Origin of the sequence: Duganella sp. Root198D2, from assembly GCF_001428585.1 — a bacterium.
Lineage (GTDB): Bacteria > Pseudomonadota > Gammaproteobacteria > Burkholderiales > Burkholderiaceae_D > Rugamonas.
The window spans coordinates 46,271-71,290 of record NZ_LMIC01000017.1; the positions used below are offsets into that span (position 1 = coordinate 46,271).

The window sequence follows — 25,020 nt, forward strand, 5'->3', positions numbered from 1 at the left end:
CAACAATTTTGCTCTAGAGAAACATACAAGCTTGCGATAAATACATGGCACAATTGCGCAGCTAAAAAAAGGAATCAAGGTTTTATGGATATCACTCTGAGCACTTGGCAGCCGCGCCTGGTCGCGCTGGCCAGCGCGGCGGCGGGCGACGATGGCGCCCACGACACCAATCATTTGCACCGGGTCTGGCGCAACGCCAAACTGCTACTGGAACAGCATCCCGGCGCCGACCGCCTGGTGGTAATGGCCGCCTGCTACCTGCACGACCTGGTCAACCTGCCAAAAAACCACCCCGAGCGTCACCTGGCTTCGCGCCAGGCTGCGGTACTGGCGCGCACCCAGCTGGCCGACGCCGGCTTCCCGGTCGACCGGCTGGATGCGGTGGCCCACGCCATCGAAACCCACAGTTTTTCCGCGGCACTGCCGCCAACCACGCTGGAAGCGCGCATCGTGCAGGACGCCGACCGCCTTGACGCACTGGGTGCCGTCGGTCTGGCACGCATGTTCTATATAGCGGGCCGCATGGGCACCGCGTTGGCCCACCCGGAGGATCCGCTGGCTGTGAACCGCGAACGCAACGACAAGATCTACTCGCTCGATCACATCGAAGTGAAGCTGGCCACCCTTCCCGGCACCATGCAGACCGCCGCCGGCCGCGAACTTGGCGAGCAGCGCCTGCAGGAGCTGCTCGCCTTCCGCGACAGCTTCGTCGCAGAATGGGCGGTGGCAGCATGAGCGAGGCCGCAGCAAGCAGCAAATCAAAAGGCAACCTGAATTTCGTCCTGGTCAGCATCTTCATCGACATGCTGGGCATCGGCATTATCGTGCCCGTGCTGCCGATCCTGGTCGGCCAGTATGTGCAGGACCGCGAGCTGCACGCCCTGTGGTACGGCATCCTTGGCGCCACCTTCGGCCTGCTGCAGTTCATCTTCATGCCGATGCTGGGTGCGATCAGCGACCGCGTCGGCCGTCGCCCGGTGCTGCTGTATTCCATGGCCGGCATGGGCATCAACTTCCTGACCACGGCCTGGGCGCCCAACCTGGCCTGCCTGTTCATCGGCCGCGTGATCGGCGGCATGTCGTCGGCCAGCATGTCGGTGGCATCGGCGTACGCCTCGGACATCTCCACCCATGAAGACCGCGCCAAGAGCTTTGGCAAGATCGGCGCCACCTTCGGCCTGGGCTTCATCTGCGGCCCGATGCTGGGCGGCCTGCTGGGAGACGTCAACCTGCACCTGCCGTTCTACGTCGCGGCGGCACTGTCTTTCGCCAACTTCATTTACGGCTATTTCTTCGTGCCGGAATCGCTGCCGGAAGCGCAGCGCAGCAAATTCAAGCTGGTATCGGTCAACCCGTTCAACTCCCTGGCCAAGCTGGCCAGGCGCCAGGACATCCGCGGCCTGGTGATCACTTTCGCCCTGGTGACCGGCGCGCAAATGATGCTGCAGTCGACCTGGGTGCTCTACACCCACTTCCGCTTCGGCTGGAGCCCGGCGGAAAACGGCGCAGCCCTGTTCTGCGTCGGCCTTACGGCTGCGGTAGTGCAGGCCGGCCTGCTCGGCGTCCTGATCCGCAAATTCGGAGAAGTGCGCCTGTCGCTGCTTGGCCTGACCTCGGGCGCGATCACCTATATGCTGTACGGCCTGGCGACGCAGGGCTGGATGATGTACGTCTTCATCCTGTGCAACCTGCTGGCGTTCGCCGCCGGCCCGGCACTGCAAGGCATCGTATCCAAAGCCACGCCGGCCAACGAACAGGGCGAATTGATGGGATCCCTGCAATCGATCAGCAGCCTTGGCACGGTAATCATGCCCTTGCTCGGCGGCGCCATCCTCGGTACCGTCAGCCACCTGCCGCCAAGCGACTGGCGCATCGGCAGCACTTTCTTCCTTTGCGCGGCAATGCAGGCGGTAGGCATTTACGTCGCGCGGCGCTACTTCCGCCAGCACCATATGGTCGCCACGGCGACTACGGAAACAGGCGCATAATCAGGCTATGACCGTACGCGTGCACAGCTTCTTCCGCCAGTTGCTCGCCGCCCTGCCCCTGGCAGCGGCGGCCCTGCCGTCGCATGCCGACTGCTCGCGCGACATCGCGGTGCCGGTGTCGACCACTGGCGTCAGCGTCATTGTCGACAACGGCACATTTAGCGGAATCTATCCGGAGGTATTCCGCAACCTTGGGCCGCGCGCTGGTTGCCATTTCACCTTCACCTCGGTGCCGCGCGCCCGTCAGGAATTGCTGTTCGAGTCCGGTAAAGCCGACCTGCTGCTGCCCGCGACCCGCACACCGGCGCGCGACGTCAACGGCATTTTCGTGCCCATGGTGGGCCACCGCGCCGTACTGATTTCGCTGCAAAGCCCGCGCCCGCAAATCACCAATGCGCAAGACCTGCTGGACCGGCGCGACCTGCGCGTGGCAATCGTCCGCGGCTACGATTACGGCGATGCGTACCAGGCCATCGTGCGCGAACTGGCACGCCAGGGGCGTTTATTTACCGAAGTAGAGCCAGGCGCAATCGCACGCCTGCTGTACGTTGGTGCGGTGGACCTTACGATCATGGGGCCGACCATACTGGCCGGCGCCATCAACCGTGAGACACGCGTGAATGGCATGCTTGACCGGTTGCGCATGGAGCCGATTCCGGAGCTGCCCTGGCAGCAAACCGGCGTCTATGTCTCCCGCTCCTCCCTGACCCCGGACGACCGCGCTGTGCTGCTTGAATTACTGGAACGCGCCGCCAAGTCGAACGTGGTGATGGAAGGCTTCCAGCGCTACCACCGTCCGGAAATCCTGGCCGAAAGCGTACGGCCCCGCTGATGGCGCCCTCGGTTGTCGCCATCGTCCTGTGCGGCGCGCTGCTGCACGCGGGCTGGAACGCATTGGTCAAGAAAGGCCGCGATCCATTCCTCAGCAGCGTGCTGGTAGCCGGCGGGGCCGGCCTGATCTCGCTGCCGCTGCTGCCATTCCTGGTACAGCCGGCTGCCGCGAGCTGGCCATACGCCCTCGCCTCCACCGTCATCCATTACGCCTACTATGGCTTGCTGGCGGCAGCCTACCGCCACGGCGACATGAGCCACGCCTACCCGCTGATGCGCGGCAGCGCCCCACTGCTGGTAGCCGTCTCCAGCGTGCCCTTGCTGGGCGAGCACCTCAGCACCGCCCAATATGCCGCTGTCGCCTGCATCAGTGGCGGCATCTTCGGCCTCTGGTTCGCCACCCGCACCGCCACGTCCGACGATGCCGGCGCCCATTCCCGCCGCCGCGCAACCGCCTATGCCTTGCTGAACGCCCTGGTCATCGCTGCGTATACGCTGATCGACGGCCTCGGCGCCCGCGCTTCAGCCGCACCAGCCGCCTACGTCATGTGGCTGCACGTGCTCAGCGCCATCGGCCTGATCGCGTGGTGCCTCCTGCGCTGTCCGCGCGAGTTGCGCGACTACGCCCGGCAATACTGGAAGGTCGCCATCCTCGGCGGCGCCGGCACCCTGGGCGCATATGGCCTCGCATTGTGGGCAATGACCGTCGCCCCGCTGGCAGCCGTCGCAGCGCTGCGTGAAACCTCGATCCTGTTTGCAGCGCTGATCGCCAGGTTCTTCCTGGCGGAACGCATAGGCAGCAAGCGCGCCCTCGCGATCGCAGCATTCGCCGCTGGGGCTGTGCTGATGCGGCTTGCGTAGAACTGTTTATCACACATCATGCATACGTCAATTACCAGAATTTCCACCATGGACGTTTAGGCGCTGCCGACATTCCTGCATTGGCCAGTAACGGCTCTATCGTTGTGAATAGGCTCAAGACCGATTCGCCCTCGTCGTCGGCAAGCTGCTTCTGAACCTTATTGAAGGGGAAGACACTAAATCCCCCATTAATCCGGACCGACCAGCCGTACTCGGGATCCTGGATCCACTCGCCCCCGTACGTGTGGCGTATGCACTCGCCCAGGTAGGATCCCAGCGTAGTGGCAAGCTGCCGCTTGACCTCATCCGTTGCTTCGCCTCGCTGCCGGTCGATGAATCCATCGAGCCAGCGAACGCCATCGAGGTCATAGGCGACCTCCACATGCATATTTTCCAGTGCCACTCGTCGAACGAGTTCGGCGTTTGCTTTTATTCGATCTTCCATATCATTCAACGTCCTTCCAGGTATTGTTTTACGCAGTATTCAGCGCGCTTCTGAATCGATGACCAGGATCTCATTTCTTGGCATACTCGCGAATTGCGTTATCGGCCTCCAGGATGAACGCCGCAATGTCAAGCGCTCGATCTCGGGCTCCAATATGAAAAGAGTTAGCCTCGCGTAGCGAGATGGGAAGGGCGGTGGGCGACCAATCAATCCAGATACCGGCTGGCTCTACCAACTGAAGCTTGTCGGCTCCGTACCGGAATGCCAACGAACAATAGCTGCCATGCGGCGCCCCCGGTGCCGATACCACCAGCAATTCGATCTCGCTCCTCCGTTCAGAGAACCAGCGCGCGACGTAGAAAGCGATGCCCCATTTGCCTTCGTAAACGTCACCGCGAACGAGTTCACCGATTTCGCAGGCATCCGCAAAATCGTCTACATACTCGCTCTCGCTCTCTTCAATCCGAAGCATGCCTTACCCAGCTGGCTTAAGCGGGTACAGCTTATCAGCCACATTTTTCAGTTCATGGCCGGGAACCAGTTGATCGGATATCGTCAAGATAGAAAACAGGTTCCTTTTCAGGCCCTCTTCCGAAAGCTCACCTTCTCTTAGCGCAGTTTGCAGCAAATGGAGCGCCATGTCGGCAAGCAGGATCCTTTGCTTTTCGCCCCATCCCGGCTCGCCTTTTTTCGACGGATTCTCCTGATAGGACGATTCGGTCAGGTCGTGCGCGGAGCGTGCCAAAGACAATATCTCCCTTCTGACCGCTTTATCCAGCGTTTGAAATTCAAGTTCTTCTTCCATATGTCCCCTCGTCGTTGAAAGTGATCGATATCTACCATAAGGACCGCAGGTTCAGCGCGACAGCTGTCGGCAGTCATCACAAGGCCCGCGAGGAGAAATGATCTCGCGCACTTTGACGTCATCACCTGGAGCGTTCCTCATCAACGAGGTGTGCAAGAGCATGTACAGCTACCACCGTGCACTCCGCCACTTTACGCCCTCCTTCCATAAATGCGCCGCGAGTACCAAGAGAAATTCGCTCTTGGTGCATCTGCTCATTGTCGAGATTGACGATGAACATCAGCGCGTGCCCCGACATCGGCGCTACGCCTTCCGGCAGGACTTCTCGATCATCCGAAATGAATTCCGGCCAGATCATCCAGATACCATCCCGTTCCGCGTCATCGCCTTCGTATAAGAAGTCCCAACGAGTATGTTGATGAGGCGGGAGCTTGCGACCACCTTCATCAGCGGACAGGAATCGATACTCGACCTCGAACGAAGGGACACGTCCGCTCCTTTCATAATAGGATGCCAAGGGCTTCTCCATCAAACTCCAGGCTTGCTGGGGGTGCCTCGGCCTGGCTGGACAGTCCCTTGAGCCTCGGGCCAATCGATCTCAACGTGGAAGGTGCTAACAATTTCGTCTATGTCCAATTTTGCATAAGTAATTTGCGGAATCGTCGATGTTGTTGGCCAACGCAATAAACCATGACGATCACTGAGCACGCCAGCGAGTGCGACGTCGAGTGTCGAGCAGTTCTCTGGTTAATCAAAAGGCCAGGAATCCGCAATTATGCAAAGTTATTTCCCACCATTCCGGCAAGCTTGTTGAAGAATTCAATCGCAAGATGAATATCATCCTGCGTATCGCCATCCCAGTCTTCGACCGTGGTGAGTTCGATCCTGAGCGCGTTGATCCGGTCCTGGATTTCGGCGAGTTCAGAAGTACCACACAGCATCGCGATCGTCGACAGTTTAGAGGAAGAAATTCGCTCCCTTGGCTCCAACCCTGCCTTCGCTTCAAGTAACAAATTCTGTAAGCGGCTCATTTCGGCTTGGTCCACGATCCTTAAGTTACAAGACTTCGGCCGGGGTGCCGTCCCAGCCTCGCCTATTCCATACCGCCTGTACCCTATTCCAAATCTCATCGCTCATTTGGAATTTCCAGACCCCGCCCAACATCCAGGCGAATCTCGGGTTGGTCTGTGCCTCTTTCTCTACGAGGTCGATAAATGCGGGCCCATGATGTGAAAGCAGGTCTTCCAATGCCCCAGCTGCCATGACTCCCATGTGATGGCCCGAAAACCTTGGGTCATTCGCCGCGAAAAGAATGTATTCCCAGGCCCTTTCAGGATTGTCCCGCGCGTCATCGACAGGCTCCATGAAGGCCCATCCATATTCCTCTTTGACCTGAGGATCGGGCGATTGGGCGGCAAGCCAGCACTCCATAAGATAGCCGACAGGGCGGCCCAATTGCTTCCAGCGGTCGTATGAGTCCATGAAATTCCGAGTCGAATACTGCTTAGCGCATTGCGTCCTCAGTAATGCGGGCGTGCGCATCGGTGACGTGCACCCCATAGGTCTCGATGTCGCTAAGGCATTCGTTCGAATCGACGCCGGGTGTGTGCTCGTCCCTGCGAAGTTCGATGGTCTTGAATTCCGCCCACGGCGCGTACTTCTGCGGCAGGTTCTCACCCGATGGTTGTGCGGTGAAACCGAAGATGCGACCCGGTCCCCTGAAGATGTGTACTTGCATAGCTTGCTCCATAATTTGTGATTCGGTAGTTTGCTGTTCGCAGCATTTGAACGAACCTCCTTTCTAGAGTCCATACAGTGAATCTTAGTCCAACGCCCAGTCACTGCGTGTAGCCGTCCGCAGCCGCCTTCTCCGGGTCCGCAAATATCGCCATAGCGGTGTTCATGCGGCGAAAGCCGAACTTTTCATAGAGCGGCTCCTTTCCTGGAACGGCATACAGGATGATCTTTCGATGTCCCCGGGACAGGTCGACCAGTCTCTGTATGAGTTCCTTCCCAACCCCGGAACCCTGGTAGGACGGGTGAACCACAATGTCGCACAGATAGGAGCAGTCGACGCCGTCAGCGACTGCGCGTCCCGCAGCGATGATTTGTTCACCGTCAAAGGCAACGCAACTAAACATGCTGTTCGAATAAGCAGTCTTAAGCCATTCGCCACTTTCGATTCCGAGGGGTGCGATGCGATAGAGCTCGGACATCTCTTCCCAGTCGAGGTTTCCGGTCGAATCAGTCCAGCGAATTTCCATGAGATCTCCTGGCGCGCCTGTGCGAAATTATTACTTCACTACTACCGGCAACTCAACCGAGCTGCCATGGAACACGCGCTGTGTCGCCTTCTTGTAATCGTCCGGCGCCGCCAGGAAAATGTTCGGCACGAAGGTCTGCGGATTGCGGTCATACAGCGGGAACCAGCTTGACTGCACCTGGATCATCAGGCGATGCCCCGGCAGCACAACGTGGTTCACCGGCGGCAGCGCAAAGTTGAACTGCACCGCCTTGTTTGAAGGGATCGCAGAAGGCTTCTCAAAACTGTCGCGATAGCGCCCGCGGAAGATGTCCATCGACAAGGGCAACTGGTAACCGCCCAGTTTCGGCTGCGACGGCGCTTCGTCGGGGTAGACATCGATCACCTTGACCACCCAGTCCGCATCGTTGCCCGAGGTCGACGCCACCAGGTGCACCTGCGGCGCACCGGACAGCACCAGCGGCTCCTTCAACGGCTCGGAAACATAGCTCAACACGTCGGTACGGTCGCTGACAAAGCGCTGGTCGTGTACCAGCCACGGCTTCCAAACATTCTCGTCCCCCATGCGTACAGGGCGCGGCACGAACGGCACCGGTTTGGCCGGATCAGCCACATACTCGTCGAAGCCCTTGGCGTTGCCCGCCTGCGACCACGACAGCTTGAAGCCATCCTGCAGGTACACCGCCTTCGCCGCCGACGCGCAGCCCGTGGCGCACGACACCGGCCATTGCGCCAATCGCTGCCACTTGTTGCTGCCGGTCTGGTAAGACAACACCGGTGGCGTATCGGCGGCCGGCGCGCCATCGACCAGGTATTGCTTCAGGAACGGCACCATCACGTCGCGGCGGAACTCCAGCGCCGTATCGCCGGTGAATTGCAACGCGCCCAATGCGGAGCCGTCGTAATTGACGCCGCTATGGCGCCATGGTCCAACCGCGAGGAAATTCAGCTTGTTGTCCTTGTCCTGCTTTTCCAGCGCGGCATACGTCACGTAGGTTCCGTAGATATCTTCCTGGTCCCACTGCCCCACTACGTGCATGGTCGGCACGGACAACGGCCGCTTGGCCAGGATGCGGTCCAGCGCCTGCTCCTGCCAGAAGCTGTCGTAGGCGGGATGCTCGAACAGCTTCTTGGTGAAGTTAAGCTTGTCCAGGCCGTATTTGCGCGCCAGCCCGGCCACCGAGCCGGCGCGCAGCACCACATCGTAATCGTCGTAGGCGCCGGTAGCCAGCGGCTCGCCGCGGCCCTTCACCGTATTCTGGCTGGCGATATAGTCCAGCGTATTCACGCGGAAGGCCCCGTTATGGAACCAGTCGTCGCCGCGCCAGCCATCCACCATCGCGCTCATTGGCACCGCGGCTTTTAGTGCAGGATGCGGCTCGGTCAGCGCCATCAGCACGGTAAAGCCCTCGTACGAAGAACCGATCATGCCGACCTTGCCGTTCGTTTCGGGCACATTCTTCACCAGCCAATCGATGGTATCCCAGGCATCGGTAGCGTTGTCGGTCTGGCTGGAATTCAGCGGGCCGCGCACCGGGCGCGTCATCACATACTCGCCTTCCGAACCGTATTTGCCGCGCACGTCCTGGAACACCCGGATGAAATCGCGGCCGAACACTTCATCGCCCTGCGGCAGCGAGGACTGCATATAAGGACTCACATTGCGCCGCGCACGGCCGTCTGCGTTGTACGGAGTACGGGTCAGGATGACCGGAGCCTTGCTGGCGCCTTTCGGCACCACGATCACAGTATGCAGCCGCACGCCGTCGCGCATTGGGATCATCACCACCCGCTTGACGTAATCCGCCTGCTCCTGGGGCGCCTCAAAGCCGGGAACGATGTCCGGCGCCATTGGCGAGGTTTGTGCGCCTGCTTGGGCAGCCAGCAGCAGGGAAATGAGAGTGAGGCAGCTACGCATGGGAACTCCGGGGGCATGAACTCCTGCAATATTACTAGAAAAGTAATGCCAACATGAAAGCTAGTGCGCGCACATACGGCCGCGGCAGGCTCAGCAAAAATGATGCTTACTCAGTAATGGAAGGAGCCAATCATGAAAAAATTGCTCATTGCCACTCTTTTAGCAGGTTCCCTGGGCGGCGGACTAGCCTTCGCGCCTGTCGCGAGCGCCGACGTGGTCGTGGTTCGTGTTGCCCCGCCCGCACCACGCGACGAAGCCGTTCCACCGGCCCGTTCCGGTTTTGTCTGGACGCCGGGCTACTGGCGCTGGAACGGTCATCGGCACGTCTGGGTCAACGGCAAATACGTCCGCGCCCGCCACGGCTACTATTGGCGCGAACCAGCGTGGGCCCAGATGGACAACGGCCGCTGGCGCATGGAACGCGGCCGCTGGGAACGCGGCGACCGTGACCATGACGGCATCCCCAACCGCTATGACCGCGACCGCGACAACGACGGCGTGCCAAACCGGATGGACGACCGCCCGAACAACCCGAACCGCTACTAAGCCAGCGTGAAATGTCCACTTTCGTTCCTGACCCCAAAGTGGACATCTTGACAGGGCCGCGCTGAACTGTAACCATGGCGGGATGAAATTTATCCAATCACATCTGTTCTCCCGCAATTGGTGGCGCCGCTGACATAGCGCGGCCACTGAAAAGTGATGTGATTTTAATATCAACGCCGCCTCGATCAGGTGGCGTTTTTCTTGGCGCAATCGATAGGGGCAAGCAGAAAGAACCCTATGAGCCAGCCAGCATCCAACGCCAAACCGATTATCCTGACCGGCGACCGTCCGACCGGTCCGCTGCACCTCGGCCACTTCGTGGGCAGCCTGCGCAACCGCGTCTCCTACCAGGACGACTACAAGCAGTTCATCATGCTGGCCGACTCGCAAGCGCTGACCGACAATATGGAAGACACCAACAAGGTGCACCGTAATGTGGTGGAAGTGGCGCTGGACTACATGGCTTGCGGCATTGACCCGGCCAAGTCGACCATCCTGATCCAGTCCCAGATCCCGGAACTGGCTGAGCTCACCTTCTATTACCTGAACATGGTCACCGTGGCCCGCCTGGAGCGCAACCCGACCGTGAAGCAGGAAATCGTGCTGCGCGGCTTCGAGCGCGACATCCCGGCCGGCTTCCTGACCTACCCCGCTTCGCAAGCCGCCGATATTTCGGCTTTCAAAGCGACCATCGTCCCGGTCGGCGAAGACCAGATCCCGATGATCGAGCAGACCAACGAGATCGTGCGCAAATTCAATCGCCTGGCCAACAAGGACATCCTGGTCGAGTGCAAGGCCGTGGTGCCGGAAGTGGGCCGCCTGCCGGGCATCGACGGCAAGGCGAAAATGTCCAAATCGCTGGGCAACGTGATCAACCTGGGCGCGACCGCTGCCGAAATCACCGCGGCCGTGAAGCAGGTCTACACTGACCCGCTGCACCTGAAGGTCTCCGATCCGGGCCACCTGGAAGGCAACGTCGCCTTCATCTACCTGGATGCCTTCGATACCGACAAGGCCAGCCTGCAGGAGATGAAAGACCACTACGTGCGTGGCGGCCTGGGCGACTCCATCGTCAAGAAGCGCCTGGAAGCCGTGCTGCAGGACATGCTGGCCCCGATCCGCGCCCGCCGTGAAGAACTGGCCAAGGACAAAGGCTACATCATGCAGGTGCTGAAGGAAGGCACCATGCGCGCACGCGAAGTGGCTGCCCGCACCACCGACGAAGTCAAGGCCGCCCTGGGCCTGAACTACTTCTGATGCTGTTCGCCGCCGCGCTGTATGCAATCGCCAGCGCGGTGTGCTTTATCGCCTACGCGCTCGACAAGTCGGCGGCCCGCCAGGGTCGCCGCCGCACGCCCGAGCGCACCCTGCTCCTGATCGGACTGGCCGGTGGCTGGCCCGGCGCCTTCGCGGCGCAGCAACTGCTGCGCCACAAATCGTCCAAAACCTCTTTCCTCGTCAAGTTCTGGTTCACCGTGGTCCTGAACCTGGCCGTCCTCGTTGCGCTACAAGCCGGATGGATAAGTCTCGGCTGGCTCCCCGTGCTGCCAAAGGGCTGAGCGCTCCAGCGGCCTGAGTGCCGTCGTGCTGTCGATGTGGATCAACGCATCGAACTGCTGCGCGGGGTCCGCAAAAAAGTAATGGCTCATACGCTCCGTATCGGGCCGGTAAATCACCCCGATTGCCCTTTCCAGAAAGCGCTGGCCGGTCCGCGACAAGGCGCTATTGCGGCCCCTCAGTGGCAGCAGGAAGGCAGGCATCCCCACTTCGTGCATCAACCGCTCAACGCTGTCAGGGCGTGACGGCACGATGGATTTCATCTCGGCCGGCCCATCCCAGTCGCTGGCCGCCGTCACGCTTCCCGCATGCGTGGTGAAGCCAAGCAGGAAGCTGTCCTGCGGCCGGTAACGTTCGCGCACCAGCTGGCCCAGGTTCAACTGGCCGTGCTGGCCCATCTCGGTGTGGCGCGCGTCGCCCAGGTGCGAGTTATGCGCCCACACCACGATGCGGGCAGGCCGGCCTATGCTCTGGCCGAGATGTTCGCGCAGGGCTTGCAGCGTTTCCGCCATATGTGAATCGCGCACATTCCACGATTCGTCGCGCCCTTTGAACATGGCGCGGTAATAGACCTCCGCATTGCGGGTCACGCGCGCGTTCTGCTGGGCGTAAAAGAAGTCGTCCGGCACCGTGCCGGTACGCAGGTGCTCGTTGGCGGCGCGGTTCATGTCGACCAGCTGGCGCAGTACTTCGGCCTCGCAATCGGGCTTCATGCCGTAGCTGGTGGCGTGGCCGTAGCGCTGCGGGTCTTCTGCAAAATGGTCGATACAGGCGTAACGCTGGCGCGCGCGGGCCGCAGCATCCGGGTCGGCCCGGTCGAGGTAGTCGATCACCGCGTGCATCGATTGCTGCAGGCTGTACAAGTCCAGGCCGTAGAAGCCGCAGCGGCGCGCCGGACTGGCCACATGGTGGTTGTGCACGCGCAGCCAGTTCACCAGGCCCACGATCTCGTGGTTGCGCCACATCCATTGCGGGAAGCGCTTGAAACCTGACAGCGCCTGGTCGGCGCTCATGTCGTCGCTGCTGTGCTGCACGTAGCGGCTGACGCGCAAGGCATCCGGCCAGTCGGCTTCGACCGCGATGGCGTCGAAGCCCTTATCGACGATCAGCCGTTTGCTGATGTCGGCGCGCAAGCGGTAGAACTCCTGGCTGCCGTGGGTGGCTTCGCCCAGCAGCACCAGCGATGCGTCGCCGATGCAGTCGAGCAGTAAGTCCAGGTCTTCCGCTGTTTCCAGTGGCCGCGCCTCGCGCTGCAACGCGGCGATCAAGGTCTTGTCCATGATTCAGCAAGATATCGCAAGCTGTGCGAAACTGGCGCAGGTTTAAACGAGGAAATATTGCATGTGGACTGGTGTGGTGTGCGGCCTGCTGGCAGGCGCGATGTGGGGCATGGTGTTCATCGTCCCGGAATTGCTGTCGGCCTTTACGCCGCTGGAAATGGCGGTTGGCCGTTATGTCGCTTACGGCGCGATCGCTTTCGTCCTGATGTTGCCACGCCTGCGCAACCTGATCGGCCGGCTGGAGCGCGACGACTATTTCGCACTGGTGCGGCACGCACTGGCGGGCAACCTGGTCTACTACATGTTCCTGGCGCTGGGCGTGAAGCTGGCGGGTGTCGCCCCGACCTCGCTGATTATCGGCGTGCTGCCGATTGCGGTAACGCTGATGGGGCGAAATGACCACGGCGCGGTGCCGCTGCGCCAACTGGCGATGCCCTTGCTGGTGACTGCCGCCGGCATCACCTGCATCAATATCGACGTGTTCCAGCATGCTGCAGCCAGCGGCGTGTCGATGCTCAATACCGTGATCGGTGTCGCGTGCGCGACCGGCGCCCTGCTGTGCTGGAGCTGGTACACGCTCGATAATGCACGCTACCTGAAACGCAATCCGCATTACAGCAGCGCCGAATGGTCAGCGCTGTACGGTCTTTCGACCGGCCTGATCTCACTCGTGGTGGGCGCCATCGCGTTTACTATCTTCCACGGCGACGTGACCGGTGCCGCCGGCGCGGCATCGGGACGGGACTGGACGCTGTTCTGGATCTGCAACAGCCTGCTGGCCCTCGGCGCTTCGGTGATCGGCAATCACTTGTGGAATATCGCCAGCCGCCGCGTGCCGATTACCTTGTCAGGCCAGTTGATCCTGTTCGAGACCCTGTTCGCGCTGATGTACGGCTTCATCTACAAGCAGCAATTCCCGCGCCCACTGGAAATCGCCGCCATCGTGCTGCTGATTGCCGGCGTGACGTGGTCGATGCACGTCCACGCGCAGGAAGAAGAACTCAGTCCGGCTTGACGCCGGGCGCGATACGCTCCGCCACCAGTGCCGCCATTTCCGCAGCCCGGTCCTTCAGGCCCGCCGCTACGCCCTCGGCGTCGGCGGTGCTGCGATTCTGGCTCACCTTCCATTTGCCCACGATCGATGCAATCGGAATCTCGATCCCGACAATCGCCTTCAACAGTCCATCCACGAAATCAGCCGGCGCATCCGACACCGCCCAAGGTTCCGGCAAGCCGCTTTCCTGCATAGCCGTCAGGTCTCCGAGCTGCCGCCTTAGCCAGCCGGCATCTTCCACGGTGCGCGCAATACCGCGCACCTGCACCATAGCGTAATTCCAGGTCGGGACCACCTTATGCGAAACAGCCTTGGACGCATACCAGCTAGGGCTGATATACGCCTCCGGCCCCTGGAACACCACCAGGCATTCGCCGCCGCCCTCAACTAAAGTACGCCAGGCCGGGTTAGCCCGCGCAATATGCGCCCGCAGCACACCCAGTCCCGCCGCCCCCTCTCCGGGATAAAGCGCAAACGGCACCAGGTCCGCAGTCGGTGCGGCGCCGGGAATAAACAGCATCCCGAGCGGATATGCCCGGATCAGCCCATGTTTGACCTCAAGCCGGTCTTCAGCGAAAGCAGTTGGAAGGTACATGCACCCAGTGTAGCGCGGGGCGCCAGAACGCGCATAGGGCCAGCGATGGCCTAATTCAGCAGGCCATGTTCAACCATCACATCCTGCACCAGTTCCAGCCGCAGCACCGGATTCTCCTGCGCCAGTAATAGCTGCTTCTGTGCCAGCGTCAGGCGCAGCAATTCGCACCAGCGATTCGCCACCCAGCCCGCCTCCTGCAGGCGATAAGGCGCCTGCATCGGCATCTGCCCCGCTGGAATGCCACGTTCCTGCAAGGTCTGGATCAGGATGCCAAGGCTGTCCGCCACGTCCTGCTGGTCGGAAGGAACCGGCACCGTCATGTCGCCATCGATTGGCGACACGTCCGCCATCCACAAGCCATGCTTGAGCTGCTCGGCGGAGACGATGCGGAAGCGCTGCTGTCCGCTGCAGCGCACTTGCATCAGGCCAGGCAAGATCGCCTTCCATTCCTCGATATGCGCCATGGTACCCACGGCGCACAGGGTTTCGTGCTGGTCCGGCTTGCGCACTTCATCGCCCTGCACCAGCGCGACGACGCCAAAATCTTCCTTATGCTCGATGCAACGCTTCACCATATCGAGGTAGCGCACCTCGAAGATTTGCAACGGCAGGTACCCGTCCGGATACAGCACCGTTTGCAACGGGAATAAGGGAATCGCGGACATACTTCATCATCGCACGTTTCGATAGACGGTGCCGCCTTTCATTACAAAGGCAACACGGTACAGGGCCGCTATGTCGGCCGTCGGATCGCCCTCCACCGCCACCAGGTCGGCCTGGTATCCTGGTTTAACCTGGCCCAGCGAACCGGCGCGATCCAGCACCGCCGCGTTGACCACCGTCGCTGCTCGCAACGCCTCGGTCGGCGTCATGCCAAGTTTGACCAGCCATTCCGCCTCGCGAGCGCTGCCGCCGTGGGCAAACACGCCAACATCGCTGCCCAGTCCAATCGTCACACCTGCCTTGCGCGCAAGCTGGAAAGCCCTGGCTGCAGCCTGCATGGAAGGGGCCGGCGTCCCGCCCCGCACGTGCTTCTGGAAGTACTCGCTGGTCGCCTCCGGCGCCGCCAAGGTAGGGAAATAGGCAACCTTTCGTTCTGCCATCAGCTTGAAGGTGGCCTCGCTGCCGCCGTAGCCATGTTCGATGGTGTCCACGCCTGCCAGCACCGCGCGGCGCATGCCCTCATCCGTCGCCGCATGGGCCGCGACACGCCGCCCGGAGCCATGGGCTGCCGCTACCAGCGCGTCCAGTTCCTGCTGGCTGAACGTGGCATGCGCCGAACCATCCGGCCCGGTGCGGTAATCTGCATAAACCTTGATCCAGTCGGCCCCGCGCGCAGACTGCTCGCGTACCGCCTTCACCACTTCATCCACCCCGGTGGCCTCCTGCGCGCCGACCGGCAGCGTCATGTCCGGCCGATAGGATTTGGCATTCGGCCCATAGCTGCTGCTGGCCACGATCGCCAGCGTGGCCACAAACAGGCGCGGGCCAGGCAGCACGCCCTCCTCGATCGCTCGCTTGACCGACACGTCGGCATAGCCCGCGCCTTCCGAACCGAGGTCGCGCAAGGTCGTGAAGCCCGATTGAAGCTGCGCCTGCACATGCCGCGCGGCCAAAAGCACGCGGTAGGCTTCCGGCTCCTTCAGCACCTGGTCATCCCAGCTGGTCTCGTTATAGGGATGCAGCAGCACGTGCGAGTGCAGGTCCATCAGCCCGGGGAGCAGCGTCTTGCCCGGCAACGCGATGCGCTCCGCGTCTGCGGGAACGTCTACGCCGGCCATCGGTCCGGCGGCGGCCACCTTGCCATCGACCACCAGCACAGACCAGCCGCTGTGTGGCGCGCCTTCGCCGGTCCAGACCCGCTCCGGCAATAGCAACACGGGTTTGGCCGCCATCACGGATGAGGTAAAGGAAAGCAGGAATGCCGCCAGCAGCGGCCGCAAAACTAGTCTCGGCATATTCTCCACGTATAAAAGAAAAGGGGCGGATATTAATCCGCCCCTCTCGCCGCAAACGGCTTATTTAATCAGGAAGTCTTCCTTCTTCTTGCCTTCCAGCCATTTCGGTGCACGGCCACGGCCAGTCCACTGGGAACCCGATACCGGATCCTGGTATTTCATTGGCACGCGGGCACGCGGCTTGACTGGTTTATTGCTCTTTGCCGCTGGACCGAGATCAGCCGCAGACAGCTCATATTCACGCATGATGGACCAGATCTGCTCTTTTGCCTTTTGCACTTCGGCTTTGCGGGCGTCAGCAGCGAGGTTTTGCAATTCGGCAATTTTTGCCTGGTATTCTTGGTAAGTGGTCATCTTTCTTTACCCTAAGTGTATGAAAAATCGAAGTGTGACAATGTGTGAGATTTCTTCCCTGCAATGTACCATAGTCGCGTTGATTTTATCTACATAATTTAACCATATTAAAAAAAAAGCGCCACACATTTGACGTGTGGCGCCTTTATTTCATTTCTATTAAATCCCGGTTTAAGGGGAGTATTTACTTTCAGAAGCGCGTCTCAAGTTGTACGCGTATATTACGCACACCGAAACTTGTCGACTCCGAGGTAAGCGAGCCATTATCCGTATTGAAGATAGTCTTCGAACGGAAATCCTGTTTCAGCAAATTCCAGGCGGAGAATCGCAACTGGGTCTTAGTATCCAGTTTCCAGGCCAGGTAGGCATCCAGTTGGCGCGCCACCGTTGCCCAGCTATATCGGTTCACGTCCATGCGAACTTCCCCGTTGCTGCGCAAGTTAAAACTGCCGCCCATGCTCCAGGTGCCGTCCGGGGTTTTGTAATCGAGCCCGAAGACGGCCGTCAGCGGCACTTGCTGGTCCAGCGTATTGTGCGGCCCCGGCACCGAATCTACACGCGACCAATTGCGGCTTACGCTGGCGCGCACGTCGAGAGCCGGCGCGTTATCCATCACCGCCTTCATCGGGAATTTCAATTCCACGTCCACGCTACGCACGTCGGCACGGCCATTGTTCGTCATCGTCGAAACCCAGCGGCCGCCATCATCAAGGAAAACGCTGCGGCGCGTGAGATTGCCGATGCGGCGGGCGGCGGCAGCCACGCTGAACAGCGCGCCCTCGCCCCAGTAATGCTCATACGATGCGTCGATACCCGTCGCCAGCTCCGGTTTCAGCTTGGGGTTGCCGATCCAGTCGGGCTCGATCTGGCTGTTATTCGTGGACGTAAAGCGGCGGCCGGAAAGCGTTGACGCCTGCGGCGCCTTATAAGTACGGGTCAGCGCAGCTCGCAACTGGTCCTTGCCGTTGGGGAGCTTGTATAGCGTTTGTGCCAGCGGGCTCCAGACACTGCTGCGATTGCTGACCGGATCGAAACCCACGCCAGAACTTCGCGTATGTATGCCCTCCCATCGCAAGCCCGCATACAGCGACCAGGCCTTGCTGATATTCCATTCGTCCTGCGCATAGGCGGCGACGCGGCGCAGCTTGGCTTGGTAGCCCTCATTCTTGTCGTCGCGCGCACCGCTGGCGATGAACAGGTCGCGCTGGTTGCGCCAGTCATCGCGGTCGGTGTAGCCGGCATCCCAGCCAGCCGCCAGCGAATGGTCGGCGCCAACCGGCGTCGAATATTTGCCGGTGCTGCTGACGCCCCACTCCCGCACACCGCTGAAAACGTCATGCTGCAAATTGAGCGCGCCGTCGTGCGCATCGGACTCGTACCACCTGCCGTTGGAACGCATGCGGTTGCCGCCTATCTTGGCGTCCAGTTTGGCCCCTTCGCCAAACTTGTGCACCCAGTTCAGGTCCGTGCGTGCGAACAGGTTCTTGTTTTCGTTCTTGATATGCACCGCATCGAAAAACGGCGCAGCACCAACGTCAACGTTGTAGCTGCGATCAATCGCGCTCTTGAAAATATTGCGGTTGATGAAGGACTGAGAGGTCAGCGTGTCGCCATTCTCCAGGTTCCAGTTCAAGCGCGGCGACAACTCCAGCCCGCGCGCATGGCCGCGGTCATATGTGAGCATGCGGCGGTCCAGCAGCGGCGTGCCGGTCAGGTCATTCAACTCTTCGTCGGTAGTGCCGTAGCGGTCAAATTCATAGCGTCCTCCGCCCAAATTCAGCGAATAGGAGAAATTACCGTCTTTATCCGACAGGATCAGGTTCCCGTTCGGATTGGTCGCCTCCTTGCTGTGGCTCACTCCGAACTTCAGCTCGCGCTGCGCCGTCTTGACCGCCTTCTTCAACACGATATTGATGGTGCCCGCGATCGACTGCGTGCTGAATTCCGCGCTGGCTGCGCGAATCACCTCGATGCGCTCGATACTGTCCGGCGCCAGGGTCTCGATGTTGAAGCCCGGCGGCACCCGTTCGCCATTCAGCAGGATCTGCGTATAGCCGCTGCCAAGGCCGCGCATGCGGATATCCCGGCCGCCGGCACCAACCGACACACCCGGCACGCGCTTCAGCGCATCGCCGATCGAAGTGTCGCCATAGCGTTTCAGTTCATCGCTGCTGACAATGATCTTGCTGGCGGTGTCGTCTTTTCGGGGGTTATAGCTTTCGGCCGCGCCCTTGATTTCGACTTTCTGGACGGGTTCCTGCTTTTGGTCCTGCGCCATAGCCTGGGAGGCGGCGAGGACGGCGGCTGCTGCGAGTGTGAGGCGAATCATTATTGCCAAAAATGTAAATAATTCTTGGCCGCAACTGTACCCTATGGTGCAAACGGTAGCAAGGATATAATTCGGGATCATCAAATCTTTGGAATGCCGACCGTGTCCCGACTTGCCGTACTTCCGCAATACCTGCTCCCGAAAAGTGCCCTGACCAATTTCGCCGGCCGCGTGGCGGGCGCCAAAGCGGGCGACAAGACCACTCGCCTGATCCGCTGGTTCGTCACCAAGTACGACGTCAACATGGACGAAGCGGCCAATTCGGACATCGCCAGCTACCACAGCTTCAATGAATTCTTCACCCGCGCACTGAAGCCGGGCGCCCGCCCGCTGGCCAAGGCAGATTTCGTTTGCCCGGTCGACGGCCGCATTTCCCAGTTCGGCGCAATTGAAGGCGACCAGATTTTCCAGGCCAAGGGCCACAAGTTCAGCACCACCGCCCTGGTCGGCGGCGACGCCGCCCTCGCCAAGCACTTCGAGCACGGCAGCTTCGCCAACCTGTACCTGAGCCCACGCGACTACCACCGCATCCACATGCCATGCAATGCCTCGTTGAAGCGCATGATCTACGTGCCGGGCGAACTGTTCTCCGTCAACCCGACCACTGCGCGCGGCGTGCCGGGCCTGTTCGCGCGCAACGAGCGCGTTGTGTGCGAGTTCGACACCGCCTTCGGCCCATTCGTGATGGTGCTGGTTGGTGCCACTATCGTCGGCAGCATGGCCACGACCTGGCACGGCCTGGTGAACCCGCCGCGCCTGCCGAAAGTCACCGAGTGGACTTACAAAAAGAACGAGTTCGTGTTCAAAAAGGGCGAAGAAATGGGCCGCTTCCTGCTCGGCTCCACTGTCGTCATGCTGTTCCCGAAAGACACCTTGCACTTCAACGATCAGTGGCAACCTGCCGGTCCAGTCCGCCTGGGCGAGCTGATGGCCAATCTCAAGTAATCCTTATGGCGCTTGATGCGCCGCAAATATGCACAGCCTCCCTTTGGTCTAAACTGGCCAGAAGGAGGCGCTATGACAACCAGCGATAAAGAATACTTCGATGCCCGTTTTAACGGGCTCGACAACAAGGTCGACAGCACCGTTGGCGAAACCCGAATGGCGCTTGAAGCAAAAATCGATTCTCGTTTTAACGAATTGCGCGCCGAGCTGCACAAAACAACGGCTGATACGGTGAAATGGTGCGCGGGCATCGTAGCCACGGCACTTTTGCTTTACACGACCTTAGTCGCCTTCTTGATGAACAACGCCTTGCCGCGTTCAGCTCAGGCAACTGCAGCTCCGGCACCGACAGTCATCGTTGTTCCACAAACGCCCCCAAACGCTCGATGACTTTAGGAAAACACCTCATCCTCGGCCAACGCGTAATCGCCTGCCTCTACGACATCGGGTAACGCCAGGGAAGGCGCTCCGGCGGGCTTCATCAGGCGCAATCGCATAGAACTGAGCAAAAACCTGATATGTCGCATGCGATTCACAGGGCACTTGCTGCAACGAGCTGCGTCGCGAAGTCACTATTCATCGCCGTCCTTGAAGTTTGCCCCTCAAGCATATCAAGGAATGCGCGGGTCTTGGCCGCCATCAGGCGCCGGCCGGGGGCTGGTCGGCGCCACCATCGTCGGCAGCATGGCCACGACCTGAAATGGCCTGGTGAACCCATCGCGCCTGCCGAAAGTCACCGAGTGGACATACAAGAAGAACGAGTTCGTGTTCAAGAAGGGCGAAGAAATGGGCCGCTTCCTACTGGGTTCCACCGTCGTCATGCTGTTCCCGAAAGACACCCTGCATTTCAACGACCAATGGCAAACTGCCGGTCCAGTGCGTCTGGGGTGAACTGATGGCCAACTTGAAGTAAGCCTTTTTCGCTCGCAAGATGGCAATATAGCAATAAATATTTCGTGAGTTCAAGCCAAATACTTGTTAAACTGTCGCCCTGTTTGCATTTCATTTAACTTCCTCTTCACGAAATCCATGAAACTGAAGGCCCTGTTCGCATCGGCTCTGCTCGGCTTTGCCGCCTGCGCAAATGCGTCTGTAATGACGTTCGATAATGTCCCGGTGACGGACGGCGTCAGCCTGCCCGGGTTCAACACCGCGGGCTTTCAGTTCAGCGATAGCGCAAGCGTGATTGATGTATCCCCCGGAAGCCCGTTTGGCGAAGGCACCAACGGCGGCCACAGTGGCATGTACGCTACCCTCAACGATTTCGTTCCCGGCGGCACCCTGGTGATGAATCGCGTCGGCGGTGGTTTGATGTCCGTCGCCAACCTGTGGATCCACGGCTGGCTTGGCTCCGCGGACGACTTGCTCATCGAAGGCTATCGCGACGATGTCATCGTACAGACAGCCAACTACAGCTTCAGCGACAGCTGGGAGCTCCTGGCACTGAATTTCAACAACATCGACACGCTGACGCTTTCCAGCTTCAGCCTGTTCCTCGTTGACGACCTCAATGCCACACCAAGGGATGCAACGCCACCAGGCACCGTGCCCGAGCCAACTACTCTGTTGCTGTTCGTGGCCGCACTCGCAGCCCTGGCCTTCGCGCGCAAGCGCCGCGCTTGATCAGCGGACCTCTTGGCCCGGCACTTGGGCCAGCGGCTTCGGGCGGAATCCCTCAGCACATCGATTTGCCTTGGACATGTACACGTAGCTGACGTGGGCTACGGCTTGCTCGTTCGCCCCTTCGGCCGCCAATCGCTTTCGCTAGCACCTTCTTCCCGTGGCTTGTCAAGAAGGCTGGTCGACATCCTTGCCAATCAGGCTACTGTTCGCCCAGGCCCCTTGCCCTAACCTCTTCCATAACCATACTCATGTGATGTCCTTTCAGTATTATCACCTGAGCAGGAATTCACAGGGTCATTACAGGCGCGACATCAACCCTGATCTGAACCGACTGAACGCGGTCGTTCCGTACCAGGGCTGGAACGGGCTTCTGAAAGGATTCGTGCCGCTGCATTAGCCAGCAACCATGTGGCGGTCTGTTGAACATGGCGAACGACAGGTGTTCAGGCTCGCGCACGCCTGCTGGCCTGGAATTGCTGAAATAGCAGGCACATTGAGTTGGCCGGGCAGACAGTTTGCTGATTAAAGCGGCTCGACGGTCAACGAGTTGTGTCCGACGGCCCGCTTTTGGTTTGAAAAAAGCGGCCCGCAGCCACCTACCCCAATTTCAACTGAACACTGAACGGGCACTGGTGATCGCCGCCAGCAGGCGGTTCTCGGACGTGCGCAGGTTGCGGCGGTCGTAGCTGTAGGACCCGCGCCGCTGTTCAGTAGAGGCTCATGGCCCCTGGCAGCCCGCGAAATCAACGTTTCGTGGGCTGCAAATGAAACGAATTTTTAAAGATCGATTGCCACTTTACGTCGGCAGAACATTTGCATGGACGGGCGGGCAGAATTCTGCTCGATTGATACTGCCGCGTGGAGATACCGCCTGCCGTTAAAAGCGAAAACTGCATTTATGATGTTCACTTTCGATGACCAGTTCGTGCGGAAAAATCTGTACAAACAACTATAGCGAATGAATTTTCTGCTTCAGTACTACATCTGCTTCATGGGCTGGTGGAGCAAGCATCTGCGGCAAGTGCTGCGCCAGAAAGGCTTGCTCGCCGGCTTCGCCCGAAGCGCGGCGCAGCCACCCAACTTGCACGTTCGCCCGGCACCACCACGCCAAACGCGGCGCAACCGCAAGCCCGACTGGGCGGTCGAACTGGTGCTGGCTTTGCATCGGCACGACCTAAGCATCCGTCAGATCAAGGCTCAGTTTGATCGGCAGGGCGCAGCCCTTGGCCAGTCGATCGTAAGCGTTCAGCCAGTCCACCTGTGAAAGCGTGATTGGCAAAGCCATACTCCGATTTTTCCTTTGGAGATGGGGATGTCAAACACTGAACGGGAGTTGCTGTGGAGGGAGCGCGTAGCGCGCTGGCACAAGAGCGGCATGTCGCAGCGAGCATTCGCGCTGGCGGAAGGTTACCCGGTGCGCCAGGTGGGGTATTGGGTTCGCCGCTTAAGCATTGAGGCGCCGAAAGCTTCGGTGATGCCGGTGGTGGTCAAGCAAGCGCCTGTTGCGCCAGCATTGCTAGTGCGAGGCCCGCAAGGCTGGTCTATCGAATTACCTGCAGGTACGCCGGCAGGATGGGTGGCCGAGTTGATGCGCAGCCTGTAATGCAGCTGCAGGCAAATTCGGTCTGGCTGGCGACGCCGCCCGTCGACATCCGCGCCGGCATTGACCGCCTGTCGCTGTATGTACAGCAGGCATTGGGCAAGGCCCCCTGCGACGGCACGGCCTACGTGTTCAGCAACCGCCGCCAAACGCGCCTGAAGGTGGTGTGCTGGATGGCAACGGCGTGTGGATGTGGGTTCGTCGCCTGCATCGTGGCCAGTTCGTCTGGCCGCAAGCCGGTGACACAGCGTGGGAATTGACCGGTGAACAATGGCAATGGTTGGTGGCGGGTGTGGATTGGCAGCGCCTGTCGGCGCCACCGCCGGCGGCATGGAAATTGTGACCAAACCCTGTTACCCGGGCAGCCATTCTGTTAACATCGCCGGATGGATTTGCTCGACGAACTGGCCCGTTCCAATGCTGACCCTGCGCTGCTTGCGCAGCTGCAGGCAATGCTGGCTCAGAAGGACAAGCAAATCGCGGAGCGGGATGCGCAGATTGCACAGCAAAGCGGGCGGCTTACCGAAACTGGCGTCCGGCTTGTTGAGCAGGATGCCAAGCTGCAGGCTTTGCAGGTTCAGCAGAGCGAAATGCTCGCGGCGGCGAAAAACAAGGATGTAAAAATCCAGGCGCTGACGCTGGAACTGGCACACATGAGGCGCATCAAATTCGGCAAGGCCAGCGAAGCATACAGCGGCGATCAGCTTGAGTTGTTTGACGAGACCATGGCCACCGACTTGGCGGCGCTGGAAGCGGAACTGGACGAACTGCGGGGCAAGCGCGAGCGCAAACCACGTAGTGGCGCCGGTCGCCAACCGCTGCCGCCTGAACTGCCGCGCATCGAGCACCGCCACGCACCAGCGTCTTGCCAGTGCGAGGCATGTGGCCGTGAACTGGTCAAGATCGGCGAAGATATCAGCGAGCAGCTCGATGTTGAACCGGCGCGCTTCTTCGTACATCGCCATATCCGTCCACAGTACGCTTGCCGTGGCTGCGAAACGGTGACCGCAGCTCCAATCCCGCCGGCGGTGATCGACGGCGGCATGGCAGCTCCGGGTCTGCTGGCGTGGGTGGCGGTCAGCAAGTTCGTTGACCACTTGCCTTTGTACCGGGTGGAACAGATTGCGGCCCGCCAGCACGTGCCACTGCCGCGTTCCACGCAGTCTGAATGGATTGGCAAAGTGGGCGTGGCGGTGCAGCCGCTGTGCGACCGATTGGCGCAGTTGCTGCGCCAGCGCCCGTGCCTGCATGCCGATGAAACGCCGGTCCGTCAGCTCGACCCTGGCCAGGGGAAAACCAAACAAGCCTATTTGTGGGCCTATCGCTCCAACAGCCTTGATGAGGGCCCACCCATCATCGTCTTCGATTACCAGACCGGGCGCGCTGGCGCCCATGCCCGCGCCTTCCTGGAAGGATGGCGTGGCCACCTCATGGTCGACGACTATGCCGGCTATAAATCGCTATTCTCCGATGGCGTGACCGAGCTCGCTTGCCTGGCGCACGTGCGCAGGAAATTCTTTGAGCTGCACGCCGCCAATGGCAGCCCAGTTGCCGCCGAAGCGCTGCAGCGCATTGGCATCTTGTATGCCATCGAACGACAGGCAGCTCACCTTCCGCCGAAGGCACGGCTGCAATTGCGCCAGACGAAGGCCGCACCGGCGCTAGCCGACATGCATACCTGGCTGCTGGCGATGCAAAAGGCGGTGGCGCCGGGCAGTGGCACCGGCAAGGCAATTGAGCATGCGCTCAAACGCTGGCCTGCATTGGTACGCTACGCGGAATCTGGCACCTTCCCGATTGATAACAACGCCGTCGAGAACGCGATCCGCCCGATTGCCATTGGCAAAAAGAACTGGCTCTTCGCTGGGTCAGAGCGCGCCGGCCGACGCGCTGCTGCTATCCAAACCTTGCTCGGCACCGCCAAACTCAATGGCCTCGATCCGCTGCGTTGGCTGGCCAGCGTGTTGGAACGTAAGCGTGCAGTCGTTCCACCTGTGAAAGCGTGATTTGCAAAGCCATACTCTGATTTTTACTTTGGAGATGGGGATGTCAAACACTGAACGGGAAT

The 25,020-nt window shown here is 60.3% G+C and carries 29 protein-coding genes and 3 pseudogenes; 16 read left to right on the plus strand and 16 right to left on the minus strand.

The features are described from left to right. Positions 1-84 precede the first annotated feature (84 nt). From ASE26_RS16380 to ASE26_RS16395, 4 genes are read left to right on the plus strand one after another with little or no spacing between them, the layout of a single operon-like run. Positions 85-735 carry an HD domain-containing protein gene (locus ASE26_RS16380; RefSeq protein ID WP_055926738.1) on the plus strand — a complete coding sequence of 217 codons (651 nt, stop codon included), beginning with the start codon at positions 85-87 and terminating at the stop codon, positions 733-735. Beyond that, positions 732-1,988: a TCR/Tet family MFS transporter gene (locus ASE26_RS16385; RefSeq protein ID WP_055926819.1), complete on the plus strand. Its 1,257-nt coding sequence runs from the start codon at positions 732-734 to the stop codon at positions 1,986-1,988. The genes ASE26_RS16380 and ASE26_RS16385 overlap by 4 nt, the downstream gene beginning before the upstream one ends. 7 nt (positions 1,989-1,995) lie before the next feature. Further along, on the plus strand, positions 1,996-2,820 hold the full coding sequence (locus ASE26_RS16390; RefSeq protein ID WP_055926740.1) for an ABC transporter substrate-binding protein: 825 nt from the start codon (positions 1,996-1,998) through the stop codon (positions 2,818-2,820). Then, complete coding sequence (locus ASE26_RS16395; RefSeq protein ID WP_057246570.1) at positions 2,820-3,680, plus strand: EamA family transporter; 861 nt, start codon at positions 2,820-2,822, stop codon at positions 3,678-3,680. Before ASE26_RS16390 ends, ASE26_RS16395 begins: the two co-directional genes overlap by 1 nt. A 31-nt stretch (positions 3,681-3,711) precedes the next feature. Here ASE26_RS16395 and ASE26_RS16400 read toward each other — a convergent pair whose 3' ends face one another. The 9 genes from ASE26_RS16400 to ASE26_RS16440 all read right to left on the minus strand — a co-directional run bounded on the left by ASE26_RS16400 (position 3,712) and on the right by ASE26_RS16440 (position 9,111). After that, positions 3,712-4,134: a hypothetical protein gene (locus ASE26_RS16400; protein ID WP_156397891.1), complete on the minus strand. Its 423-nt coding sequence runs from the start codon at positions 4,132-4,134 to the stop codon at positions 3,712-3,714. A 61-nt stretch (positions 4,135-4,195) separates the two neighbouring features. After that, positions 4,196-4,597, minus strand: coding sequence for a hypothetical protein (locus ASE26_RS16405; RefSeq protein WP_055926746.1), 402 nt, complete (start codon positions 4,595-4,597; stop codon positions 4,196-4,198). Positions 4,598-4,600: 3 nt separating this feature from the next. Next, entirely contained in the window at positions 4,601-4,930 is a 330-nt protein-coding gene (locus ASE26_RS16410; RefSeq protein ID WP_229208167.1) for a hypothetical protein, read from the minus strand. A gap of 121 nt (positions 4,931-5,051) precedes the next feature. Then, positions 5,052-5,459, minus strand: a complete 408-nt coding sequence (locus tag ASE26_RS16415) for a hypothetical protein (RefSeq protein ID WP_057246571.1) — start codon at positions 5,457-5,459, stop codon at positions 5,052-5,054. A gap of 244 nt (positions 5,460-5,703) precedes the next feature. Continuing rightward, positions 5,704-5,976, minus strand: coding sequence for a hypothetical protein (locus ASE26_RS16420; protein ID WP_200953764.1), 273 nt, complete (start codon positions 5,974-5,976; stop codon positions 5,704-5,706). A gap of 10 nt (positions 5,977-5,986) precedes the next feature. Further along, entirely contained in the window at positions 5,987-6,412 is a 426-nt protein-coding gene (locus tag ASE26_RS16425; RefSeq protein ID WP_057246572.1) for a DUF6869 domain-containing protein, read from the minus strand. Between the two features lie 22 nt (positions 6,413-6,434). Continuing rightward, a complete protein-coding gene (locus ASE26_RS16430; RefSeq protein ID WP_156397892.1) occupies positions 6,435-6,668 on the minus strand; it encodes a hypothetical protein in 234 nt (77 codons plus the stop codon). A 100-nt stretch (positions 6,669-6,768) separates the two neighbouring features. Then, on the minus strand, positions 6,769-7,194 hold the full coding sequence (locus ASE26_RS16435) for a GNAT family N-acetyltransferase (protein ID WP_057246573.1): 426 nt from the start codon (positions 7,192-7,194) through the stop codon (positions 6,769-6,771). Positions 7,195-7,224: 30 nt separating this feature from the next. Next, positions 7,225-9,111: a CocE/NonD family hydrolase gene (locus ASE26_RS16440; protein WP_057246574.1), complete on the minus strand. Its 1,887-nt coding sequence runs from the start codon at positions 9,109-9,111 to the stop codon at positions 7,225-7,227. Positions 9,112-9,243: 132 nt separating this feature from the next. Between ASE26_RS16440 and ASE26_RS16445 the strand changes: the two genes are divergently transcribed. The 3 genes from ASE26_RS16445 to ASE26_RS16455 all read left to right on the plus strand — a co-directional run bounded on the left by ASE26_RS16445 (position 9,244) and on the right by ASE26_RS16455 (position 11,216). Then, positions 9,244-9,657 carry a thrombospondin type 3 repeat-containing protein gene (locus ASE26_RS16445; RefSeq protein ID WP_055926761.1) on the plus strand — a complete coding sequence of 138 codons (414 nt, stop codon included), beginning with the start codon at positions 9,244-9,246 and terminating at the stop codon, positions 9,655-9,657. 237 nt (positions 9,658-9,894) lie between these two features. Next, on the plus strand, positions 9,895-10,914 hold the full coding sequence (gene trpS, locus ASE26_RS16450; RefSeq protein WP_055926763.1) for a tryptophan--tRNA ligase: 1,020 nt from the start codon (positions 9,895-9,897) through the stop codon (positions 10,912-10,914). Beyond that, on the plus strand, positions 10,914-11,216 hold the full coding sequence (locus ASE26_RS16455; protein ID WP_055926765.1) for a DUF1294 domain-containing protein: 303 nt from the start codon (positions 10,914-10,916) through the stop codon (positions 11,214-11,216). The genes trpS and ASE26_RS16455 overlap by 1 nt, the downstream gene beginning before the upstream one ends. On the opposite strand, the gene ASE26_RS16460 is transcribed toward ASE26_RS16455, so the two are convergent. Next, positions 11,163-12,494, minus strand: coding sequence for an erythromycin esterase family protein (locus ASE26_RS16460; RefSeq protein WP_055926767.1), 1,332 nt, complete (start codon positions 12,492-12,494; stop codon positions 11,163-11,165). The two genes, ASE26_RS16455 and ASE26_RS16460, sit on opposite strands and share 54 nt — an antisense overlap. 61 nt (positions 12,495-12,555) lie before the next feature. Between ASE26_RS16460 and ASE26_RS16465 the strand changes: the two genes are divergently transcribed. Next, entirely contained in the window at positions 12,556-13,509 is a 954-nt protein-coding gene (locus ASE26_RS16465) for a DMT family transporter (RefSeq protein WP_055926769.1), read from the plus strand. Here ASE26_RS16465 and ASE26_RS16470 read toward each other — a convergent pair. The 5 genes from ASE26_RS16470 to ASE26_RS16490 form a co-directional block, all read right to left on the minus strand. Continuing rightward, positions 13,496-14,143 (minus strand): FMN-binding negative transcriptional regulator, encoded by a 648-nt coding sequence (locus ASE26_RS16470; protein ID WP_055926771.1) that lies wholly within the window; start codon positions 14,141-14,143, stop codon positions 13,496-13,498. The two genes, ASE26_RS16465 and ASE26_RS16470, sit on opposite strands and share 14 nt — an antisense overlap. A gap of 50 nt (positions 14,144-14,193) precedes the next feature. Next, positions 14,194-14,808, minus strand: a complete 615-nt coding sequence (locus ASE26_RS16475; RefSeq protein ID WP_055926773.1) for an LON peptidase substrate-binding domain-containing protein — start codon at positions 14,806-14,808, stop codon at positions 14,194-14,196. Between the two features lie 6 nt (positions 14,809-14,814). Then, complete coding sequence (locus ASE26_RS16480) at positions 14,815-16,101, minus strand: amidohydrolase family protein (protein WP_055926775.1); 1,287 nt, start codon at positions 16,099-16,101, stop codon at positions 14,815-14,817. A gap of 60 nt (positions 16,102-16,161) precedes the next feature. Then, positions 16,162-16,455, minus strand: coding sequence for an H-NS family nucleoid-associated regulatory protein (locus ASE26_RS16485; protein WP_055926777.1), 294 nt, complete (start codon positions 16,453-16,455; stop codon positions 16,162-16,164). 190 nt (positions 16,456-16,645) lie between these two features. Further along, positions 16,646-18,784, minus strand: coding sequence for a TonB-dependent siderophore receptor (locus ASE26_RS16490; protein ID WP_055926779.1), 2,139 nt, complete (start codon positions 18,782-18,784; stop codon positions 16,646-16,648). Between the two features lie 93 nt (positions 18,785-18,877). Here ASE26_RS16490 and asd point away from each other — a divergent pair, with 93 nt between their 5' ends. The 7 genes and pseudogenes from asd to tnpB all read left to right on the plus strand — a co-directional run bounded on the left by asd (position 18,878) and on the right by tnpB (position 23,295). Beyond that, positions 18,878-19,729, plus strand: a complete 852-nt coding sequence (gene asd / locus ASE26_RS16495; RefSeq protein ID WP_055926781.1) for an archaetidylserine decarboxylase — start codon at positions 18,878-18,880, stop codon at positions 19,727-19,729. Positions 19,730-19,801: 72 nt separating this feature from the next. Next, on the plus strand, positions 19,802-20,119 hold the full coding sequence (locus tag ASE26_RS16500) for a hypothetical protein (protein WP_055926783.1): 318 nt from the start codon (positions 19,802-19,804) through the stop codon (positions 20,117-20,119). Between the two features lie 267 nt (positions 20,120-20,386). Next, positions 20,387-20,620 (plus strand): annotated as a pseudogene (locus ASE26_RS31575) (phosphatidylserine decarboxylase); the annotation flags it as partial. Between the two features lie 138 nt (positions 20,621-20,758). Further along, entirely contained in the window at positions 20,759-21,352 is a 594-nt protein-coding gene (locus ASE26_RS16510) for a PEP-CTERM sorting domain-containing protein (RefSeq protein WP_055926787.1), read from the plus strand. A gap of 958 nt (positions 21,353-22,310) precedes the next feature. Continuing rightward, the gene (locus ASE26_RS16515) at positions 22,311-22,616 is read left to right on the plus strand and encodes a hypothetical protein (RefSeq protein ID WP_055926789.1); all 306 of its coding nucleotides are present in this window, start codon (positions 22,311-22,313) and stop codon (positions 22,614-22,616) included. Between the two features lie 48 nt (positions 22,617-22,664). Then, positions 22,665-22,955, plus strand: a complete 291-nt coding sequence (locus ASE26_RS16520; protein ID WP_055926791.1) for a hypothetical protein — start codon at positions 22,665-22,667, stop codon at positions 22,953-22,955. Next, positions 22,955-23,295: pseudogene (tnpB, locus tag ASE26_RS16525) on the plus strand (IS66 family insertion sequence element accessory protein TnpB). Before ASE26_RS16520 ends, tnpB begins: the two are co-directional and overlap by 1 nt. A gap of 10 nt (positions 23,296-23,305) precedes the next feature. On the opposite strand, the gene ASE26_RS31580 reads toward tnpB, so the two are convergent. Beyond that, positions 23,306-23,605, minus strand: coding sequence for a hypothetical protein (locus tag ASE26_RS31580; RefSeq protein ID WP_229208168.1), 300 nt, complete (start codon positions 23,603-23,605; stop codon positions 23,306-23,308). Here ASE26_RS31580 and ASE26_RS16530 point away from each other — a divergent pair. Continuing rightward, positions 23,513-24,925 (plus strand): annotated as a pseudogene (locus ASE26_RS16530) (IS66 family transposase); the annotation flags it as partial. The gene ASE26_RS31580 and the pseudogene ASE26_RS16530 overlap by 93 nt on opposite strands. Positions 24,926-25,020: the final 95 nt, after the last annotated feature.

What these genes read in the sequence shown, in the direction of transcription:
- trpS (WP_055926763.1), top strand. Translation starts at nt 9,895, where the DNA reads ATGAGCCAGCCAGCATCCAACGCCAAACCGATTATCCTGACCGGCGAC.
- ASE26_RS16385 (WP_055926819.1), top strand. Translation starts at nt 732, where the DNA reads ATGAGCGAGGCCGCAGCAAGCAGCAAATCAAAAGGCAACCTGAATTTC.
- ASE26_RS16390 (WP_055926740.1), top strand. Translation starts at nt 1,996, where the DNA reads ATGACCGTACGCGTGCACAGCTTCTTCCGCCAGTTGCTCGCCGCCCTG.
- ASE26_RS16510 (WP_055926787.1), top strand. Translation starts at nt 20,759, where the DNA reads ATGAAACTGAAGGCCCTGTTCGCATCGGCTCTGCTCGGCTTTGCCGCC.
- ASE26_RS16465 (WP_055926769.1), top strand. Translation starts at nt 12,556, where the DNA reads ATGTGGACTGGTGTGGTGTGCGGCCTGCTGGCAGGCGCGATGTGGGGC.
- asd (WP_055926781.1), top strand. Translation starts at nt 18,878, where the DNA reads ATGCCGACCGTGTCCCGACTTGCCGTACTTCCGCAATACCTGCTCCCG.
- ASE26_RS16410 (WP_229208167.1), bottom strand. Translation starts at nt 4,930, where the DNA reads ATGGAAGAAGAACTTGAATTTCAAACGCTGGATAAAGCGGTCAGAAGG.
- ASE26_RS16490 (WP_055926779.1), bottom strand. Translation starts at nt 18,784, where the DNA reads ATGATTCGCCTCACACTCGCAGCAGCCGCCGTCCTCGCCGCCTCCCAG.
- ASE26_RS16445 (WP_055926761.1), top strand. Translation starts at nt 9,244, where the DNA reads ATGAAAAAATTGCTCATTGCCACTCTTTTAGCAGGTTCCCTGGGCGGC.
- ASE26_RS16475 (WP_055926773.1), bottom strand. Translation starts at nt 14,808, where the DNA reads ATGTCCGCGATTCCCTTATTCCCGTTGCAAACGGTGCTGTATCCGGAC.
- ASE26_RS16460 (WP_055926767.1), bottom strand. Translation starts at nt 12,494, where the DNA reads ATGGACAAGACCTTGATCGCCGCGTTGCAGCGCGAGGCGCGGCCACTG.
- ASE26_RS16470 (WP_055926771.1), bottom strand. Translation starts at nt 14,143, where the DNA reads ATGTACCTTCCAACTGCTTTCGCTGAAGACCGGCTTGAGGTCAAACAT.
- ASE26_RS16425 (WP_057246572.1), bottom strand. Translation starts at nt 6,412, where the DNA reads ATGGACTCATACGACCGCTGGAAGCAATTGGGCCGCCCTGTCGGCTAT.
- ASE26_RS16500 (WP_055926783.1), top strand. Translation starts at nt 19,802, where the DNA reads ATGACAACCAGCGATAAAGAATACTTCGATGCCCGTTTTAACGGGCTC.
- ASE26_RS16395 (WP_057246570.1), top strand. Translation starts at nt 2,820, where the DNA reads ATGGCGCCCTCGGTTGTCGCCATCGTCCTGTGCGGCGCGCTGCTGCAC.
- ASE26_RS16380 (WP_055926738.1), top strand. Translation starts at nt 85, where the DNA reads ATGGATATCACTCTGAGCACTTGGCAGCCGCGCCTGGTCGCGCTGGCC.
- ASE26_RS16430 (WP_156397892.1), bottom strand. Translation starts at nt 6,668, where the DNA reads ATGCAAGTACACATCTTCAGGGGACCGGGTCGCATCTTCGGTTTCACC.
- ASE26_RS16415 (WP_057246571.1), bottom strand. Translation starts at nt 5,459, where the DNA reads ATGGAGAAGCCCTTGGCATCCTATTATGAAAGGAGCGGACGTGTCCCT.
- ASE26_RS16405 (WP_055926746.1), bottom strand. Translation starts at nt 4,597, where the DNA reads ATGCTTCGGATTGAAGAGAGCGAGAGCGAGTATGTAGACGATTTTGCG.
- ASE26_RS16485 (WP_055926777.1), bottom strand. Translation starts at nt 16,455, where the DNA reads ATGACCACTTACCAAGAATACCAGGCAAAAATTGCCGAATTGCAAAAC.
- ASE26_RS16455 (WP_055926765.1), top strand. Translation starts at nt 10,914, where the DNA reads ATGCTGTTCGCCGCCGCGCTGTATGCAATCGCCAGCGCGGTGTGCTTT.
- ASE26_RS16480 (WP_055926775.1), bottom strand. Translation starts at nt 16,101, where the DNA reads ATGCCGAGACTAGTTTTGCGGCCGCTGCTGGCGGCATTCCTGCTTTCC.
- ASE26_RS16515 (WP_055926789.1), top strand. Translation starts at nt 22,311, where the DNA reads ATGAATTTTCTGCTTCAGTACTACATCTGCTTCATGGGCTGGTGGAGC.
- ASE26_RS16440 (WP_057246574.1), bottom strand. Translation starts at nt 9,111, where the DNA reads ATGCGTAGCTGCCTCACTCTCATTTCCCTGCTGCTGGCTGCCCAAGCA.
- ASE26_RS16520 (WP_055926791.1), top strand. Translation starts at nt 22,665, where the DNA reads ATGTCAAACACTGAACGGGAGTTGCTGTGGAGGGAGCGCGTAGCGCGC.
- ASE26_RS16435 (WP_057246573.1), bottom strand. Translation starts at nt 7,194, where the DNA reads ATGGAAATTCGCTGGACTGATTCGACCGGAAACCTCGACTGGGAAGAG.